8 protein-coding genes are annotated in these 17,201 nt (G+C 37.5%); all 8 read right to left on the bottom strand.

Annotated elements, in window-relative coordinates:
- Window positions 1–76: 76 nt before the first annotated feature.
- The 8 genes from ACXAGJ_RS20005 to ACXAGJ_RS19970 all read right to left on the bottom strand — a co-directional run bounded on the left by ACXAGJ_RS20005 (window position 77) and on the right by ACXAGJ_RS19970 (window position 17,199).
- Complete coding sequence (locus ACXAGJ_RS20005; RefSeq protein WP_170864575.1) at window positions 77–472, bottom strand: VanZ family protein; 396 nt, start codon at window positions 470–472, stop codon at window positions 77–79.
- Window positions 462–842, bottom strand: coding sequence for a glycine cleavage system protein GcvH (gene gcvH, locus ACXAGJ_RS20000; RefSeq protein ID WP_073315632.1), 381 nt, complete (start codon window positions 840–842; stop codon window positions 462–464). The genes ACXAGJ_RS20005 and gcvH overlap by 11 nt, the downstream gene beginning before the upstream one ends.
- Window positions 843–974: 132 nt before the next feature.
- A complete protein-coding gene (gene sov / locus ACXAGJ_RS19995; protein ID WP_474842321.1) occupies window positions 975–8,141 on the bottom strand; it encodes a T9SS outer membrane translocon Sov/SprA in 7,167 nt (2,388 codons plus the stop codon).
- Between the two features lie 56 nt (window positions 8,142–8,197).
- Window positions 8,198–8,779 (bottom strand): Holliday junction branch migration protein RuvA, encoded by a 582-nt coding sequence (gene ruvA / locus ACXAGJ_RS19990; RefSeq protein WP_474842319.1) that lies wholly within the window; start codon window positions 8,777–8,779, stop codon window positions 8,198–8,200.
- Between the two features lie 116 nt (window positions 8,780–8,895).
- A complete protein-coding gene (locus ACXAGJ_RS19985) occupies window positions 8,896–11,220 on the bottom strand; it encodes an NADP-dependent malic enzyme (RefSeq protein ID WP_474842318.1) in 2,325 nt (774 codons plus the stop codon).
- A gap of 150 nt (window positions 11,221–11,370) precedes the next feature.
- Complete coding sequence (locus ACXAGJ_RS19980) at window positions 11,371–13,218, bottom strand: trehalase family glycosidase (RefSeq protein WP_474842316.1); 1,848 nt, start codon at window positions 13,216–13,218, stop codon at window positions 11,371–11,373.
- Window positions 13,208–14,428, bottom strand: coding sequence for an MFS transporter (locus ACXAGJ_RS19975; RefSeq protein WP_474842314.1), 1,221 nt, complete (start codon window positions 14,426–14,428; stop codon window positions 13,208–13,210). Before ACXAGJ_RS19975 ends, ACXAGJ_RS19980 begins: the two co-directional genes overlap by 11 nt.
- Before the next feature lie 140 nt (window positions 14,429–14,568).
- Window positions 14,569–17,199, bottom strand: a complete 2,631-nt coding sequence (locus ACXAGJ_RS19970) for a TonB-dependent receptor (RefSeq protein ID WP_474842312.1) — start codon at window positions 17,197–17,199, stop codon at window positions 14,569–14,571.
- Window positions 17,200–17,201: the final 2 nt, after the last annotated feature.

The following is a 17,201-nucleotide window of genomic DNA, read 5'->3' as shown; positions in this document are numbered from 1 at the left end:
AAAAGTAGATTTTTTAACTTTTATCTTGTTCTAAAACAAACACTAAATCATCTTTAGAAGGATTAGTGCTATCTTTTTAAGTTCTGCTTGATTTAAACTTAATCAATTTGTTTTCAAATACTTTCAATAAAATCACCACAAAAATTATACCGCTTGTATTGGCTAAAACATCTTTCCAATCAAAACTTCTATAATTGGTTAATGTAGCCTGAGCAATCTCCATCGCTAAACCATACAAAAAACAAATAAGTGACGATTTGATCAAACTCTGATTAAAACCTTCTGTTCTTTTTTGAGAAAAGAAGAAGAACAGAAACCAAATAAAGGCAAAAACAAAATAGGCACCAAAATGCGCAATTTTATCCGAGTCTTTTACATCTACTTGTATTGGATTAACAAATTTAGCTAATGAGGCCCAGGTGATCAACCCGGTATACAAAATTGCTTGTAGTAAAAGGTAGTTATGCCCCAATAATTTCCTTATAACCATCTGCCGATAAAAGATCATCGATTTGAGACGTATCAGAAATTTTGATTTTGATCATCCACCCTTCTCCATAAGGATCTGAATTCACTACTTCTGGGTCGCTTTCGAGAGCTTCATTGAACTCAACAATTTCGCCAGATAATGGCAAAAATAAGTCTGAAACCGTTTTTACAGCTTCTACAGTACCAAAAACTTCCTCTCTATCCAGTTCCTCATCAAGAGTTTCAACTTCTACATATACGATATCCCCAAGTTCGCCTTGTGCAAAATCTGTGATACCTACTGTAGCAATATCGCCATCAATTTTTACCCATTCGTGGTCTTTTGTGTATTTTAATTCTGAAGGAATGTTCATCCGAAAAGTATTTACGAGTTTTTACTATTTGCGACGAAAATAATTCTAATTTATTAGATTTTAGAAAAACCTATGTAAAAATTATCAAAAAACAATTGTCAATAACCTTTTCCCCGTAAAAGTTCATTTTTCTTAATTCCCAAAATTATATCTCAACGTAAAACCACCCCTGATGGTTGTCTGCGGAAAAGCTGTAGAAATTGAATACTCAGAAAACGTATGATCATAGAAAAACAACGCAGTTAGATTCTTACTTAACGCATAATCTGCAGTAAGTTTAAAACCATAAATATCTTGTCCTGCGGTTACTTGAGTATTATCCAGATCCAAATAACGTATCAAAGTTTCATTTTGACGTAAAGACAAATCTGCCCTGATATTCAAATCACTTTTAATTACTTGCTTTCTTCCTGAAATCCTTGTAGCAAAGCTTAGGTCTTGTAATCGATACCCCAGACCAATAATATATTCGTTTCCTTGGATTTCGGTAAGTAAATTATTATCAAAACTTAATGATAACGCTCTATCTTTTTTCCACTCGGCCAAAATCTTGACAGAGTTCTTCATCTCCATATCTAATCTGAAAAGCGGGCTAAATTGTTCTGTAAGATTAATATTTGAATACAATATTGGGTTTCTGAAATTCCCTGCCTGATCTACGTCATTAGCATTATTAAACTCCAGATTGGTTCTAAATTGATTAATCGTATAATTAGCTCGATACCCATGAGCTACCGAAAAACGTTTAAATCGTTTCTTGAACCACTTCAAATTCATCAAACCGGTGTATTTTACATCCCAATTTGGAAGAGGCACATCTCTGAATGCTCCTTTTTGCACTTTATCAGGATTAGATCCCGAATAGGCCGACAAAAAGGCTGGCAACAACACCGCTTGATTTGTTCTACCAAAACCAACAGGATAACGATACCCATTAGGTTCTTCTTCTGTGCTTCTCGGAAAAGAAGTTGTACCGTAGAATTCTGTTGCCAAACGATCTGCGATGATCTCTCTATTCTGCCTAAAGTCATCAAAAGCTTTTGAATTAAATTCATCACTTTTTTGAAATGAAGTTTTAATTAACAAGGTAGAAATTGTAAAATTACCAAAGACATTTGGTGATAATGAAGAGTATGGATTATCTGTATCGATATTACCATCGGTATCCAGGTTCACTCTAAAGTTCTCTGTATAAGTTTCAGAAAAGTTTCTGTTTGCACTAATATCCACCTTAAGATCCTTAAGCAATCCTAATGACGCCTGTACATTAAGCTGACGGCCTTCTACTTCTTGATACTGTTGGTTAAAATCCTGAAAAAGAGTCAGCCACCCATTACGCGCAGCAATATCTCTAATTTCAGATTGGCTACCAAAGGTAAATCCTACAGTAGGTTTTAAGGTCCCCACAAAACCGGGCTCTCGAACATATCCCGGAAGAAATATTCCATTATCTTGTTGATAATTTACATTGATCTTTTTCACCGCAGTAACCAAACCAATTAAGGTGTTATATGCCTTATCTCCAACAGTAAGTTTAGTTTTTGTTGGTTTTACCTTTTTCTTTTTCTTTCCATCCTTACCTTCTAGCGCTGGTCCTTCTTGATCTTTTGGCCCTCTCTTTAAAGTGGATGATTTCTTCTTTTTCCCTGGCTTTATCTTTGTCAACCCTACATATTTATATAGAGTATTCATATCTAATGAACCATTCAGAGTATGCACATTGGCATTTTGTACGGTATTACCCAGATCAGGAATACCTTCTAAGGTTTTTAAAGCTTCACTTCCTTTTACCCATTGGAAGTCTGCATTATAGGTATATGTACCTCGCATAAACTTCAACAGCGGAATTTTCTTGAAAGGTATTTCGTAATTTACCTGTAGTTGTTGGCTATGTGTATTCGCATCACCAATATCAAAGAAACCACTCCAAACACCTATCGTATTATCCACCTCATTATTCTCATCAATAAAATTCTTTACGATTCTATTGTTGGCCGAAGTAAAACTAAAATTCAAAGACTTGGTAATTTGATGGTTAATCCCATATTGCCAATCAAAAAGGAAATTTCTTTGAAACAGTGCAGGAAGCCTAATATCATCCGGCCCGAGGGTAATATCCCTAAACACCTGTTCATTATACTGACGATTGATATTAGAATTCACAGAAATACTTGTTGGCAAAGGATTGAAATTAAAATCTTTTAATAGATCAAAATATCTGCTTTTACCCAGAAACTTTATTTTCTTGAAAGGCTCAATCTCTTTTGGCTTAAAGCTAAAGTCATAGGTAGCTCCTACCCTTACATTCTGGTCAAGGGATTTCTCTATCTCAAAATCCCGATGATCTGTTTGATTATAAGTTCCTGAAAAAGTAAAATTCTCTACATCATAAGGCATCGGTTTTTTACCCCCGGTGCGTTCTTTACGAAGCCCAATTACATTAAAACTTTGTCGTTTGGTATAATCAGTAGATTGTCGTTCTACTCGTTCTTTTTCCTCGGGATCGGTAATATTATCTAATCGATCCTGCAACTCCAAATCTTGAAACTCTGGATCAAACTGAGGAGTAATCAATTCTTCACCTCTACTATAGTTAAACGGGATTTGAACTCCCCATTTTTTTGGTAAAAGTTGTCCAAGATTTACATTTGTAGTAAGGTCATATTGTCTAAAATCCTCCTGGCTTCTTTCGTTAGGCCCTTGCTCAATACCCCCAAAACCAATAGTGCTAATTCTACCAGAAGCACTGATGTTTGCAAAATCAGCAATATTAGCATCCATATTTGCCACAGCTGCCCAACCTCCTCTGTTTTTAAGATCAGAAAGTCGCATTTCATTAAACCAAACAAAACCAGATTGAGTACTTCCACTATCATTCTTTACCCCTACCATCATGAACCTTACATCACCAAAGTTTGGATTTCCTTTGATTCCTACTCGTAAATTATTAGGCCCATCAAAGAAATTAAGATCATTAACACTAAGAGCATCATTACCCAATACGGTAGATTTTATTTCCTGTAGAAACTCCAACGGAAGGCTTAACCGGTTAGCAGAAGGCCAAACACCTTCTGGCGAACTATCTCCTAGATCGGAGACTTCTAAGGGTAATTCTATTTGATAGAAATTATTTGTAAAATCATTACCCATTCTAATGAATGCCTTCAGTTCTCCATCTTCCAAAGAGGTGTTTCCTGGTAAGTTTTCTGCATGTAAGAACATTTCGAGGTTTTCATACTGCCTCATATCCACATTAAAGTTCTTATAAACACCGCGCGCATCACCCGATTGTAGATCTGTCACCCCCAAGGCGAGGGACCTTTCATCTTCACGAATGATATTGTTATTATTATTTAACTGCTCTCGCACTACTCCAGGAGGCGTGGTATAGTTATTAGTTTCCTCAGCACTTACCGAAGTTACAATCACTTCGCTATCCCCAAATACGTTAAGACCACTGGTTGGGTCATTGGTTTCATTACCTTCAACAATATATCTTCTATAGTCACCTCTTACCAGATCCATGGTTCCAAAACGTAATAATGCAGGCTGGTCAAAATCGGTAAGGTACATTCGCATAAAGCGAATAGACCTAAAGTCGCTAATATTAATAGCATTGGTAGGTTCGTAAATAGGCACTTTAAATCGCACCCATCTGGTCTCGATAATGCGGCCTCCTACTTCAGACTCCACAATATCAGGAACATCAGAAATATATCCTGTATTACCGTCATTCCCTATATCCATCCCTTCAAAAATCGGAATCTCATACTCAAAATAACTATTAATGGTATTCATTGTATTATCCCGATTCACATCCTCTGCAGTAGGAAAAGTAGTATTTCCTCGATCTGTGTTACCTACGTCGGTTGGTGAGTTTCCTTGAGTACCATTATAATTTCGATAACGCTCAACGATACCTCCTTCTCCTTGTAAGAAAAATCTATAGTTATCCCCTGACGGATCATCAAGAGATTGGAATAAAGCAAACTCTGGTTTTGCCCTCTCTTCGGCATCACTCAATCCATCAAAACCTGTATCCTGATCTACTCTAGCTTGCCCTTCGGTATCAAAAGCATAAATCAACGATTGATTTACTGGTACTCTCGCATATTCTGTCTCTACAGTTGCTCCATCGGTTCCTTGAGCGGGAAGTCCATTTTCGTACTGTTTTCTTCCATCCTTAAGTACGTCTTCACTAATGTTACCCAGATTAAAAACAATAGTACCATTTGTAGTTTCTGTCAAAGGCTCTTGTGTTCCATTAGTTCCTCTGAAAAAAGGATCCATCAACCAAAACTCTATGAATTCTACGTTGGACTGTTCAAAGTTAGTAGAGGTTAATTGCCTCGTAATTCCACCAAAGTTTTCTTCAGGATCTGGTGCTGGTAAAGTACTGCCCGGAGCATAAGCAGGGTTGAAATTATACTGTCCTCTAACTCCTGGTTCGTAGTTTAAATCCAGTGTAAAAAGTGCCAATGATTGTCCTTGCGGAATATCAGTATTTGGAAAAATCTCATCGATAAAAGTTCTTCTGGTTCTATTAGATGCCAGATCTTCGTCAGTAATCCCACTAGGTCGGCTAGCACTATAGAAGATAGGGTCTATCGAGTACCAGGACAACTTTGCTCGCTTGTACCCAGACTCCAAACCATCGACTACAATTTGACTTGTTGGATTATTCGGATCCCCAAAACCAATCGGCACACTCGATAGCTCCCAAGACAACGGAGAAGACACATCGATTCGAGTTTGCGCCCCTTCAAAGTCATCGATATATGTAGTCACTCTACCGTCAAAATCAGCTCCTTTTGGTGCTCCTGCAATTAAATATGCCCCTTCGGCTCTTACGGATACATTTGATGGTACATCGGTGTCGATATTAGGTAATTTATTTACTAATCTGGTTAACAAAGGAACTTCTGTAGAATAGCTAAGATTGAATCCTAAAATTGTGTTATTAATGGGTTCAAAATCATAGCTCGATTTTTGTGTAATCGGTCGTTCATTCAAATTCAAAAACGTACCTCCAACAATGAAATCATCATTAAACTTATGTTCAACATTAATCCCTGTAAATCGTTTTGTCTGCTGACCAAACACCGCATTATTTTCTGTTGAAACCTGAATTGGGGTATTCGATGATAACAAAGCTTCGTCTAAAATGTTCACCCTTCCCAACTGGTAATTTACGGTATAATCCACACCTTCCTGAAGCACTCTACCCCCAGCGGTCACTGTAACTGATCCTTGCGGGACATTAAATGCTCCCAAAGGAATACCATCCTGACCAGAAGATTTGTACCGTCCTTTCAACTGAAAATAATTTCTATCTGCAGACTGCTGTTCTGCAACCACTTTGGTCTGCGTATACAGATCTCTAAATACATATTCTGCCTGGTTTGGATTATAAGTAGTTGGATCTATATAATTAGCTCCCGCAGGACCATTGTCTAATTTATCAAAGAGATGCTCTCCGAAAGGTTCAATTGTGGTAAAAATAATTCTTCCATTTTCTGTATCCACCGTTATTCCAGGGACATAGTCAAAGAAACCATCTCCTCCCGACACCGGGTCATTGTTAGGATTCAAACGATCCATATTGAACACCTGCAATAAGGTAGTTTGTTCTACATCGTCCGGTAGAGGTACTGCAGAACCTTCGGCTGCTACAATATAATTTAAGGGTGATGGGTTGGTATATAATATGTTTAATCTGAAATCATTTTGCTCTAATCGAAATGCACCTGTGCTATAGATATTCTTCATCATCAGGTCCCATATCGGAAGGTTTACATTAGTAATTGGGCTTTTCAACATTTTAACTACTAAACTCTGACTAGAACCAACTTCTACTCCTGTACCTGTCCCCGTATCTACATTATCACCTATGGTAGCATCTACGCCATCATTAGCAAACTCACCAACCTGGAAAACTCGACCTCCAACGGTATATTGAAAGGCTACAGCGAGCACCTCATCGTTATTTAACCGCTGATTTAAGGAGATATATCCTAATTGTGTGTTTAAGGTATATTCTGATGGCAATAATTTTCTAGCATTTTCCAAAATGGCGTAATCGAAACCTTCTGCAAAATTCGAGATTGGGCCAATAAAACCTTGTTGAACAGTAGGTATTTGCCGTACCGCATCCGTAATTGGCCCTGCAGGTCCAATAGCTGTTGGATCCAAATCATTATTTGGGTTATCCGGAAATGCTCCTGGGCCTGTATTAAATAGTGTTCCGGGAATAGTAAAGTTTCCAGGGTCTGGAGCTTCTCCCAAATCCTGAAGCGCAACAATATTACGTGCATTGGTTAGGGTTTGAGCACTAGTAGCTCTGTTTGTTACCCAAACCTCAAGTCGAGTGATCTGAACATTGTTATTGATAAACGGATAATTAGTTAATGCTGCGTCATAATTATCCCTGAAATAGTGCGCCAAGAAAAAGTGGCGATTTTCGTCATAATCCCATGCAAAAAGTTCGAAGTCCTCTACAGTTCCCCCTCCTTGCACATTTACAGATCTAGTTTCTGATCTTTGCTCAGAGAACACTCCAGTAATGGTTGTTCGTCCAAATTGCAGCCCCATCTTTACTCCAAAAAGACTTTGCGCTCCCTGAATCAATGAACTATTAAGAGGCATACTCACATTACCCACTTCTATACTTTGAATAATATCATCTTCTGTAGGTGTATATTCTAATTTTAACTGGTTCTGGAAATCAAAAGTAGATTCGGTGTCGTAATTAGCTGTTATTTGTAATCGCGTACCGATTTTACCTAAAAGACTTAGGCTAATACGCTGATCAAAATCAAACGTAAAATTGCTCCGGTTACGTGGAGAAAAAGCCGGATTATCTTGTTTTGTATACAATAACCCGAGGTCCATTTCTACAGATCCTTGTGGGATAATCTCAATTTCATTTCCTCCAAATACGGACTCAAAAAAGCTCGAATTCACATAGAAAATAGGTAGTAAGTTCTTACGCTTTTCTTCACTTCCATCTTTCTTACCACTAAACGCTTCGATTTTTTCCTTAAAATATGCTCTCCGTTGCTCTTCTGCTACCAAAGCTTCATACTCCTCCGGAGTCAAAAAAAGTGGATATCTCACATTAAAATCACCCAGCATCTCTCGATAAATATATCTATTGGTAATGGGATCATATTCATATTTTGCAACAATGCTGTTAGGATCTGGTAGTGAGAGTTCCCCTAAAGAATATGTAGTACTGGTAGAATCGCGTACGGTCTCATTTTCCTGTCCGTACAACACCCCACTATAAAGTGTTATCAAACATACTAGTATTCTAAAAAAATTAAAGCGTAAGTAATATAACGAACTCAAAGTTTTTATAAATTTTTTAGTGCTTGTTTAATAATATTTTCAACTGTTTCGTTTGGGGTGTTTTTAAGAATTCTATCAACAACTTTGGTGGCGAGCTTTCGATTAAATCCTAGGGTTTCTAATGCAGATAACGCTTCATCCTTGTTCGTATTGCTTTGAGACACCGAAACTTCATCAATATTATAAACTTTAAGAATTTTGTCTTTTAGGTCGATAATAACCCTTTGCGCGGTTTTGGCTCCAATACCTTTTATGGACTGAATGGTAGCCACATCATTTGATGCGATTGCTTCTTTAATTTGATCCGGGTGCAATGATGACAACATGGTCCGAGCGGTACTTGCTCCAATTCCAGAAACTGAAATTAGTAGTCTAAAAATTTCTCGCTCTGATTTTTCAACAAAACCAAATAGGGTATGCGAATCTTCTTTAACCTGCAAATGTGTATAAAGCTGTAGTACTTCTTCATCGGGTAGTAATGAAAAAGTATGTAATGAAATATGTAACAAATACCCTACTCCACCACAATCTATTACTACATCAGTTGGATTTTTTTCAACAAGCCTCCCCTTGATATGTGTGATCATGTGTTAAGTTGATGTTAAGCAACCAAATGTAATAAAATTATACTACATAAAATGCTAAAAAAATAAGCTTTAAAAAATTCAATTTTTAAAGCTTATCTATTCTTGTTTTTTTAGGTTTACTTCAACTCTTCCAGCACTCCTTTTGCAATACTGGATAAATCTCGATCTCTCTTTTCTTTCTCTTGCGCATCAATCACGGCAACTGCAGCCATATTGATCATCTCATCAACACTTGCTCCAAGTTGTAGAATATGTACAGGCTTATTCATTCCCATCATAATAGGTCCAATCGACTCTGCACTATTTAACTCACTCAAAAGCTTGTAGTTACTATTGGCAGAATCCAAACTAGGAAATACCAATGTATTTACTTTTTCGCCATTAATTTTGGAGAAAGGAAACTTATCTTTTCGCATTTTTCTATTGAGTGCAAAATTCATTTGCAGTCCTCCATCCACAATCAGGCTAGGATAATAACGATGCAGATACGCCACTGCATCTTGAACTTTTTCTGCACTTGGGTGATTCGACGATCCGAAATTGGCATATGAAATCATTGCCACAACAGGTTTTACGCCAAACATTTCTACCGTTCTTGCGGTCATTTGAGCAATTTTGGCTAGTTCTTTTGATGTAGGATCAATGTTAATAGAGGTATCACTGATAAACAATGGCCCTTTATTGGTCATCATTACATTCATAGTGGCAATACGCGCGGCTCCCTTTGCCAAACCAATAAGGTCTAACATCGGTTTCACCACTGTAGGATAACTACGAGAGTACCCAGAAAGTAACGCATCTGCATCACCTTCGTTAACCATCATTGCTGCAAAGTAATTTCGTTCTCTTAATAATCTTTGCGCATCATATAAGGTAATTCCTTTGCGCTTATTTGCCTCCCAATATTTACGAGCGTAGTGATTCTTACGCTCTATTTCTTCATCTGCTTTGGGATCTATGATATCGATTCCTTCAGGGTCAAAATCAATCTCATTCATCAGTTCGATGATAATATCTTTACGTCCTAATAAAATAGGATAAGCAATTCTTTCCTCTTTAACAGCCTGAGCAGCTTTCAGCACATCCAAGTGATCTGCTTCAGCAAAAACAACACGCTTAGGATTGGTTCTAGCGCGATCCAAAAGCAACCTAACTAACTTATTATCATTACCCATGCGTTCTAACAATTCGTCCTCGTACTTTTGCCAGTCGGTTATAGGCGCTGTAGCAATTCCACTATCCATCGCGGCTTTTGCCACTGCAGGAGGTACTTTTGCGATCAACCTTGGATCAAAAGGTTTTGGAATGATATATTCTTTACCAAAATTAAGCCGTGTTTCTCCATAAGCAATATTTACCTGTTCAGGAACTGGTTCTTTGGCCAACTCTGCCAAAGCTTTTACCGCTGCCATTTTCATTTCTTCATTAATTCCCGTAGCACGCACATCCATCGCACCTCTAAAGATAAATGGAAATCCTAATACATTATTTACCTGGTTAGGATGATCGCTTCTCCCTGTAGCCATAATCACATCCTCCCTTGTTTTGATCGCTAGATCATAGCTAATTTCAGGATCTGGATTTGCCATAGCGAATACGATTGGATCATCATTCATAGACAACAACATCTCTGGTGTCACCAAATTTGCCATAGACAATCCTATAAATACATCTGCGCCTTCCATGGCATCTTTAAGTTCGTGCAAATCTCGATCTGTAGCAAACTCTGCCTTTTCTTTGGTGAGATTATCTCTATCCTTTCTTATAACTCCTTTACTATCTGTCATAACGATATTTTCGGATCTGGCACCAAAGGCTTTGTATAGCCTTGTACAGGAAACAGCTGCTGCTCCTGCTCCACTAACTACTATTTTGACATCTTCAATATTTTTCTCTGCTATTTCGAGTGCATTTAATAAGGCCGCTGCAGAAATGATTGCTGTTCCGTGTTGATCGTCGTGCATCACGGGGATATCCAGTTCTTCCTTTAATCGTCTTTCGATCTCAAAAGCTTCTGGCGCTTTAATATCTTCTAAATTGATCCCTCCAAAAGTGGGAGCAATATTTTTTACCGTCTCGATAAAAGCATCTACATCTTTGGTATCTACTTCGATATCAAATACATCTATTCCTGCAAAAATCTTAAACAGCAGTCCTTTCCCTTCCATAACCGGTTTGGATGCCTCGGGTCCAATATCCCCAAGACCTAGTACTGCTGTTCCATTGGATATTACCGCCACCAAATTTCCTTTGGCTGTATATTTGTATACGTTAAAAACATCCTTTTCTATTTCTAAACAAGGCTCAGCAACTCCTGGAGAGTACGCTAAAGACAGGTCTCTCTGAGTATTATATTTCTTGGTAGGTACTACTTTGATTTTACCGGGGGTGGGCTTGGCATGATAAATTAATGCCTCTCTTCTTTTACTTTCGATACTCATACTAAATCAAGATAAATGTGAGAATACTAAGTATACAAAGGTACAAGTCTGTATGAGATGCTAAAATTTAAACCGGGTAATCTTTGAAAAAATAGAGATAACTAAAAACAATGATATTTTTTAACAGTTTGTTTGACAATTTATCATATATCAAGTTTGTTTACTGAAAATATCGTCAGGATCAATCAATTGATCTAATTGCATTCTGAATTCTTTATTCAATATTGATAATCCTAATTGATATGAAGCATTCATCCAACCAAAACCGCTTGAGGTAATATAGTCAAACTGGGTCCCAACATTACCATACTCTGCATACACCTTATGCGTGCACGCTACAACATCATATTTTTCTGGGATTGTACCATTATAATTCACCGCATTTTTGGTGATCATCCATAACCACCGGTATACCAATTCTTGTGCTTCTTTTTGATAACCATAGTTCTGTAATCCTCTCCAAATTAGCATCTGGTGAGGTGCCCAACCATTTGGATAATCCCATTGTCGTTGAGGAGCATCGTGCTCTACTTCTGTAATATTAGAAGTACCTGCTACCCCACCATTTTGCACCAAACGCTCGTATAGCTTTCTTACTAGCTTACCTGCTTGCTCTTCATTACAAAGACCTGCCCAAAGTGGGTAAAAATTAGTAGCTGAATCTACAAGATGTGGTTTTTTAGACACAAAATTGTAGTCGTAAAAAGACGCTTCTTTGTCATTCCATAGATATTTGTTAACCAAAGCCTTTCTTATGGTTGCCTTATCCAACCAAAAAGCCGAGTTATATCCTTCAAAAGAATCATTGAATATGTTCTCTATCAAATAGGCAATATCTATTTCATATTTATACAACAGACTATTTAGGCCAACCGTATTAAGATTTGCGCAAATATCATCTAGTCGATTTGAGGTATCATGACCACTTTCCCGAAGGGAGCGATCATGCATAAAATAAGCATCTAATTCTGGATCTTTCAAAGTACCGTCATCATAAGCCCTAATAAAAGCTTTCAAACTCAGTCCATGCTTTTTTGCAAACCGATGCAACACAAAATCAAAATGCCCTTCTTCAGTTTCTGGGGGGATTCCTATTCCTTCTCCCAAAAAACGATTAAGGCCTGTTTCGGTTAATCGCACACCTTTTTGCATCCATACTCTTTCGTACTCCTTAATCACCATTTTCAGGTTTCGACTCATCCAATCTTTAGAAACTTCAGGATCATATTGATAAATTTCTTTTAACAACGAACTAAAAAACGGAGGTTGAGTTCTGGTTAGGAAATAACTTCTATTTGCGTTCAGAATCTTACCATAATATCGAATTTGATAGGCAAAATTATCGGCCATGGCCATGGCCAAGTCTAATCTATTATCGATAAGCAATCCTACAGATTCGAAATAACTATCCCAGCCATACATCTCATTAAACCGCCCCCCTGGAACTACAAATGGTACTCCACTCCCATCTTTGAGTGCTAATGACAATAAGCCAGGTTGCTTGTTGATCGATTTCACATATGTTGGCGTAATTTGTTCTGGCAATATTTGAATCTCCAAAGCTGGCAACTCCTTCTTTAGGGTTTTATAATATTTAATCCCTTCCAGATCTTTCTCGGGCACATAAATCCTTTGTATCGTATCCTGAATTTTTTCATCCCCAAGAATTCGATGCAACCCTTTCTTATCTATAGTACGCGTTAAGTCATTCCAGAAGTAATCCCTAATCATTCTAGAAATTCGATAAGAGGGTAACTCTTCTATTTTCTCGACAGGGATTTCGGCTGTTGTTTTTCCTAATTGACGTTCAAGAGCTAGTTCCTGTAATAGGTTACTCAGGTGATATGTTCCTTTTACCTCATATGTACTTCCCTGAACACATTTCAGCTTAAAATGCTTAGGTCCCTTATCCTCAATAGTGATTTTATTATCTGCATCAGTATCTTCCTGTTGCAATAATGCTTGTAACGTTTCTGAAATTGGTAGTTTAAAGTGCATTTTTTGAAGTAACTTTTCTTAAGATGAAGTAAGAAATCAATAACAATCCCATAGGTATCAAGGTGTAATAAAACGCATTTTCAGGTCCTTGGTTTTTAAACAACCAACCTATTATTCTAGATCCAAAAGTCCCTCCTAGTGCAGAAAACACCACAATCAGTCCTGTCATTGGACTATGCAATTTTTCTGGAAGTGCGCTAAGCACAACGGAGTTGAGCAAAGGATAAATTGGCGCAATAAATAAGCCTACGATAGGAAAAGCAAAACCAATAAGCGGGATATCTGTAATAGCAGCAATTTCTCCCACATTGGCATTTATCGTTTTGGGGAGGATAAAAATCACTAACAACATTGCAATTATTGTACATCCAGAGAGCACCCACAACCAGTTGATTTTTTGCGTAATGATTCCCGCCAAAATTCTCCCTATTGCCAGACAAATAGCCAAAACGCTAGCCATCATGATACTCACATTTTCTGGTAGTTGCAATACTTTATCATTAAATGATGGCAACCAAGTCATTATCCCTTGTTCTATCATCACAAACAAAAAAGCACTAATTACAAAAACAATAATCAAGAGCCTGGCTAACAACCTAAACATTTCTGCAAAATCTTGTGCCAGATTCGCTCCGGGTATTTCTGGTTCCTTTTCAAATTTTGTAAACAAGAGAAATAAAAATGAAAGCAAGGACATTCCTGCCAGTAACCAATACACATTGAGCCATGAATCAGGTTTTTCTTCTATATTAAAAGCCGGAAAAAGGAAATACGCCAAGGCAATCCCAATCATAAATACTCCCTCTATAGAACTCATCAAACTATTGTGTTCCTTTTCTCCCTGGGTCACCATTCCAATCATAGAATATACAGAAACCTTAATCAATGCAAAGGAGACTCCAACGGTAGCAAATAAAATCTTTGCAGAAGCAAAAGAATTCCCATAATACATAGAAATACAAGCTACAGACACCAAGACCAATCCGATTAACATTGCTTTTTTATATCCTATTCTGGGTAGAAAAGAAGCTAAAAAGAAAGAAACAATGGCAATTGGCAAATCCTTAAAAGCCTCTAGTATACTTGCTTGAACTTCATCAACACCATAGTTATTTTGAGATTTTAGTATTACAATTCCTACACTATTCAACAAGATGGCAAAAACGAAGTAATTGAGATATAATGAAATTTTAACAGAAAGGTTTTTCATTAGAGAACAAGAGATATTAAGTAAAGAATCAATGGTTTAGTGCTTATATAAATGTAAGAAAATTTTAGCATTGCAAGCAATATATCCCCTACCTTCATCCAATCAAAGCAGGGGATATATACTACGCTAACACAAAAAAATTAGAAATCAAGAGCGACAGACATACGCACCGCTCTTCCCAAAATCGGTCTTGCCAAAAACACATCGTCATTGGCACTGGTTGTTCCTCTTGGGTTTCCTTCTGTAAGTCCTATTTCATTGAATAGATTTGAGGCATCTACTCCAAATCTAAGATTATCTATTTTATAAAAAGCTCCGGCATTAAATACATTGAAAGATGGAAGTTCGATGGTATTTGCCTCATCCTGGTATTTTTTTCCAAAGTGTGACCATTGTGCATAAATCCCCAGATCTTTGATCACCTCTACCTGTGGTCTTAGGGTAAAGTATACATTAGGAATTCTACGAGCAGTATTGCCTTCAAAATCAAAAGTAGAACCATCAGCATTAGATCCTGAAAAATTATCATACTCTGGTCGTTGCACCGTGATATTAGCTTCAATATCAAAAACCCCATACTTGGCATTGGCCTCTAGCTCTAGTCCTATATTATTTACATCGGCAAATCTATTTTCTGAAGTACCGTCGGCAAGGATATCAGTAAACGCGATGTTATCCATATTCATATAGAAAAGATTGGCATAGATCCCGATATTGGAGGTAGAATATTTAAATCCTAATTCGGTCTGATCCACTTCTGTGATTTCAATTCCACTTAGGTCCGTGGCATTGTCATAATACGATTCTTCTATTGGTGATCTAAATCCATGACTATGTCTGGCATACATCGCCATATTATCACTGAACTTATAATTTAATGCCGTGGTATACGACAGTTCTTCCACATCATAATCCCAATAGGTATATGGATTACCATCTACCACGGTGATGGCATCATCTGCGGTGTTATTTGGGAGTAATCCTAAATCTGTTGAGAAAAAACGTGCATTATCTCTAAATCCTGAATATTGATCATCATCGTATCGTAATCCAAAATTGGCAGTTAGTTTTTCTGTGATATCTACTTCAGCATCCAGATATATCGCATTAAGCAATCCTTTGGTTTGCGCATCGCGTTCTAACCAGGTTATTCTTTCGATACCATTGTAGGTTCTTGACACCCCGGTACTGGTATCTACCAAGTTAACCAGACGAGGATCATCTGACACATCTACCAGATAATTACTCCAGTTCCAATATTGATTAGATTTCCAATTGGAGTAATAATATCCAAGGGTAAGATTGACATTTTCAAAATTGAAAGAGAAAGCTAGATTATTTGCAAAATTAGTCATGTCTTTATCTATTGCCCAATGATCGGCTCGCATTACCAAGGTATTGGGATCCAAGGTTTCTCCTGTGTCTACATAGGTATATTCGGCATTGGCCGCATCATCCAAGGGAAACTGTGTGGTACCTGTAGCAAAATCCGCTTGTGTATTTGGGCCTCCAGTACTAAAAATCGCATTGTAGTTTAGGTCAATTGCAGTATTTCTAAAGGAGTTTTTTACCGACACTTTATCCGAAATGTCATACTTAAATTCACCTCCAATAGCATCTACATTAGGATTAACCCCATCTTCAAGATCTCTTTCGAAGAAACCTCCTCCCACTTGCGGCACTCTTAGTCTGCTGAAATTTCTGGAAGTTAAGGTTCCGAAATTAGCGTCGAAACCTTCGAACTCCTCTGGATTACCATCGCTGTCTCCACGTAAAGGGATAGGTAATAAAAACAGGTTTCGATCTTCTAGTTTTTTGAAATACACACGCGCATATCCCTTATCGAATTTGTAGGTAAGGTTAAATTTCATTTGGCCTCCGTTATTTGCAGCAAATCCAGGATCTCTAATCCCCTGATCCACTCGATAGAAACCTCCGATATTAAAGAACAATTTATCTTCGACAACTGCTCCACTGATATTAAGGTCTGTTCTAAACAAGCCATAATCTCCTACACTCAATTTGGCTCTACCCATCAACTCATTTTGTCCTGTTTTAGAAATAAAATTGATAATTCCTCCTGGAGCATTTGTAGCAAAAATAGAAGCCGATCCCCCACGAATCGCCTCCATATTTTTTACGGTTTCATCTAACCTATAGAAAGCATCTGCATTTGCGAACTGTAGTGCTCCATCTTCAAAAACTGGTAATCCATCCTCCTGGATTTGCACAAATTCGTATGCTCCGGCAGAAGGAATTCCTCGGGCAAATAAGTTGTTTCCTACTTCACCTCCTGAGGTCTCCACCAAAAATCCCGGTACAGATTGCAATATATCTGCTGTGCTTTGTGGTGCTTTTTGCTCTATTTCTTTTGCTCCCATTGTAGTGATCGCAACACTGGATTCTAATTTAGTTCTAGGATTAGAAGTTCCTGTGACTACAATTTCATCTAGCGAGAGCAAATCCTCTTGCAGAACAATATCTTTGGTAATATTTCCCGTTACTGTAATAGTTTCTCTTACGGTTTTAAAACCGATAGACGATACAACTATGGTATAATCCACTCCACTCTCTAGATTATCTATATTATATTTTCCGTCAAAATCTGTAGTAGCCCCCCGATTTGTTCCTTCCAAAAGTACATTTACTCCCAAGACCGGAATATTTTGAGCATCCGTAATCGTTCCCGAAATACTTCCACTTTCCTGAGCATGTGAGTAAACTACTCCCATAAGAAGCAATGCCATAAAAATTAATCGTAATTGTTTCATTT

Source organism: Aquimarina sp. AWH4_224, assembly GCF_056160245.1.
The sequence above is the reverse complement of the archived record's forward strand: the minus strand, read 5'-3'. Positions and strand labels throughout refer to the sequence as shown.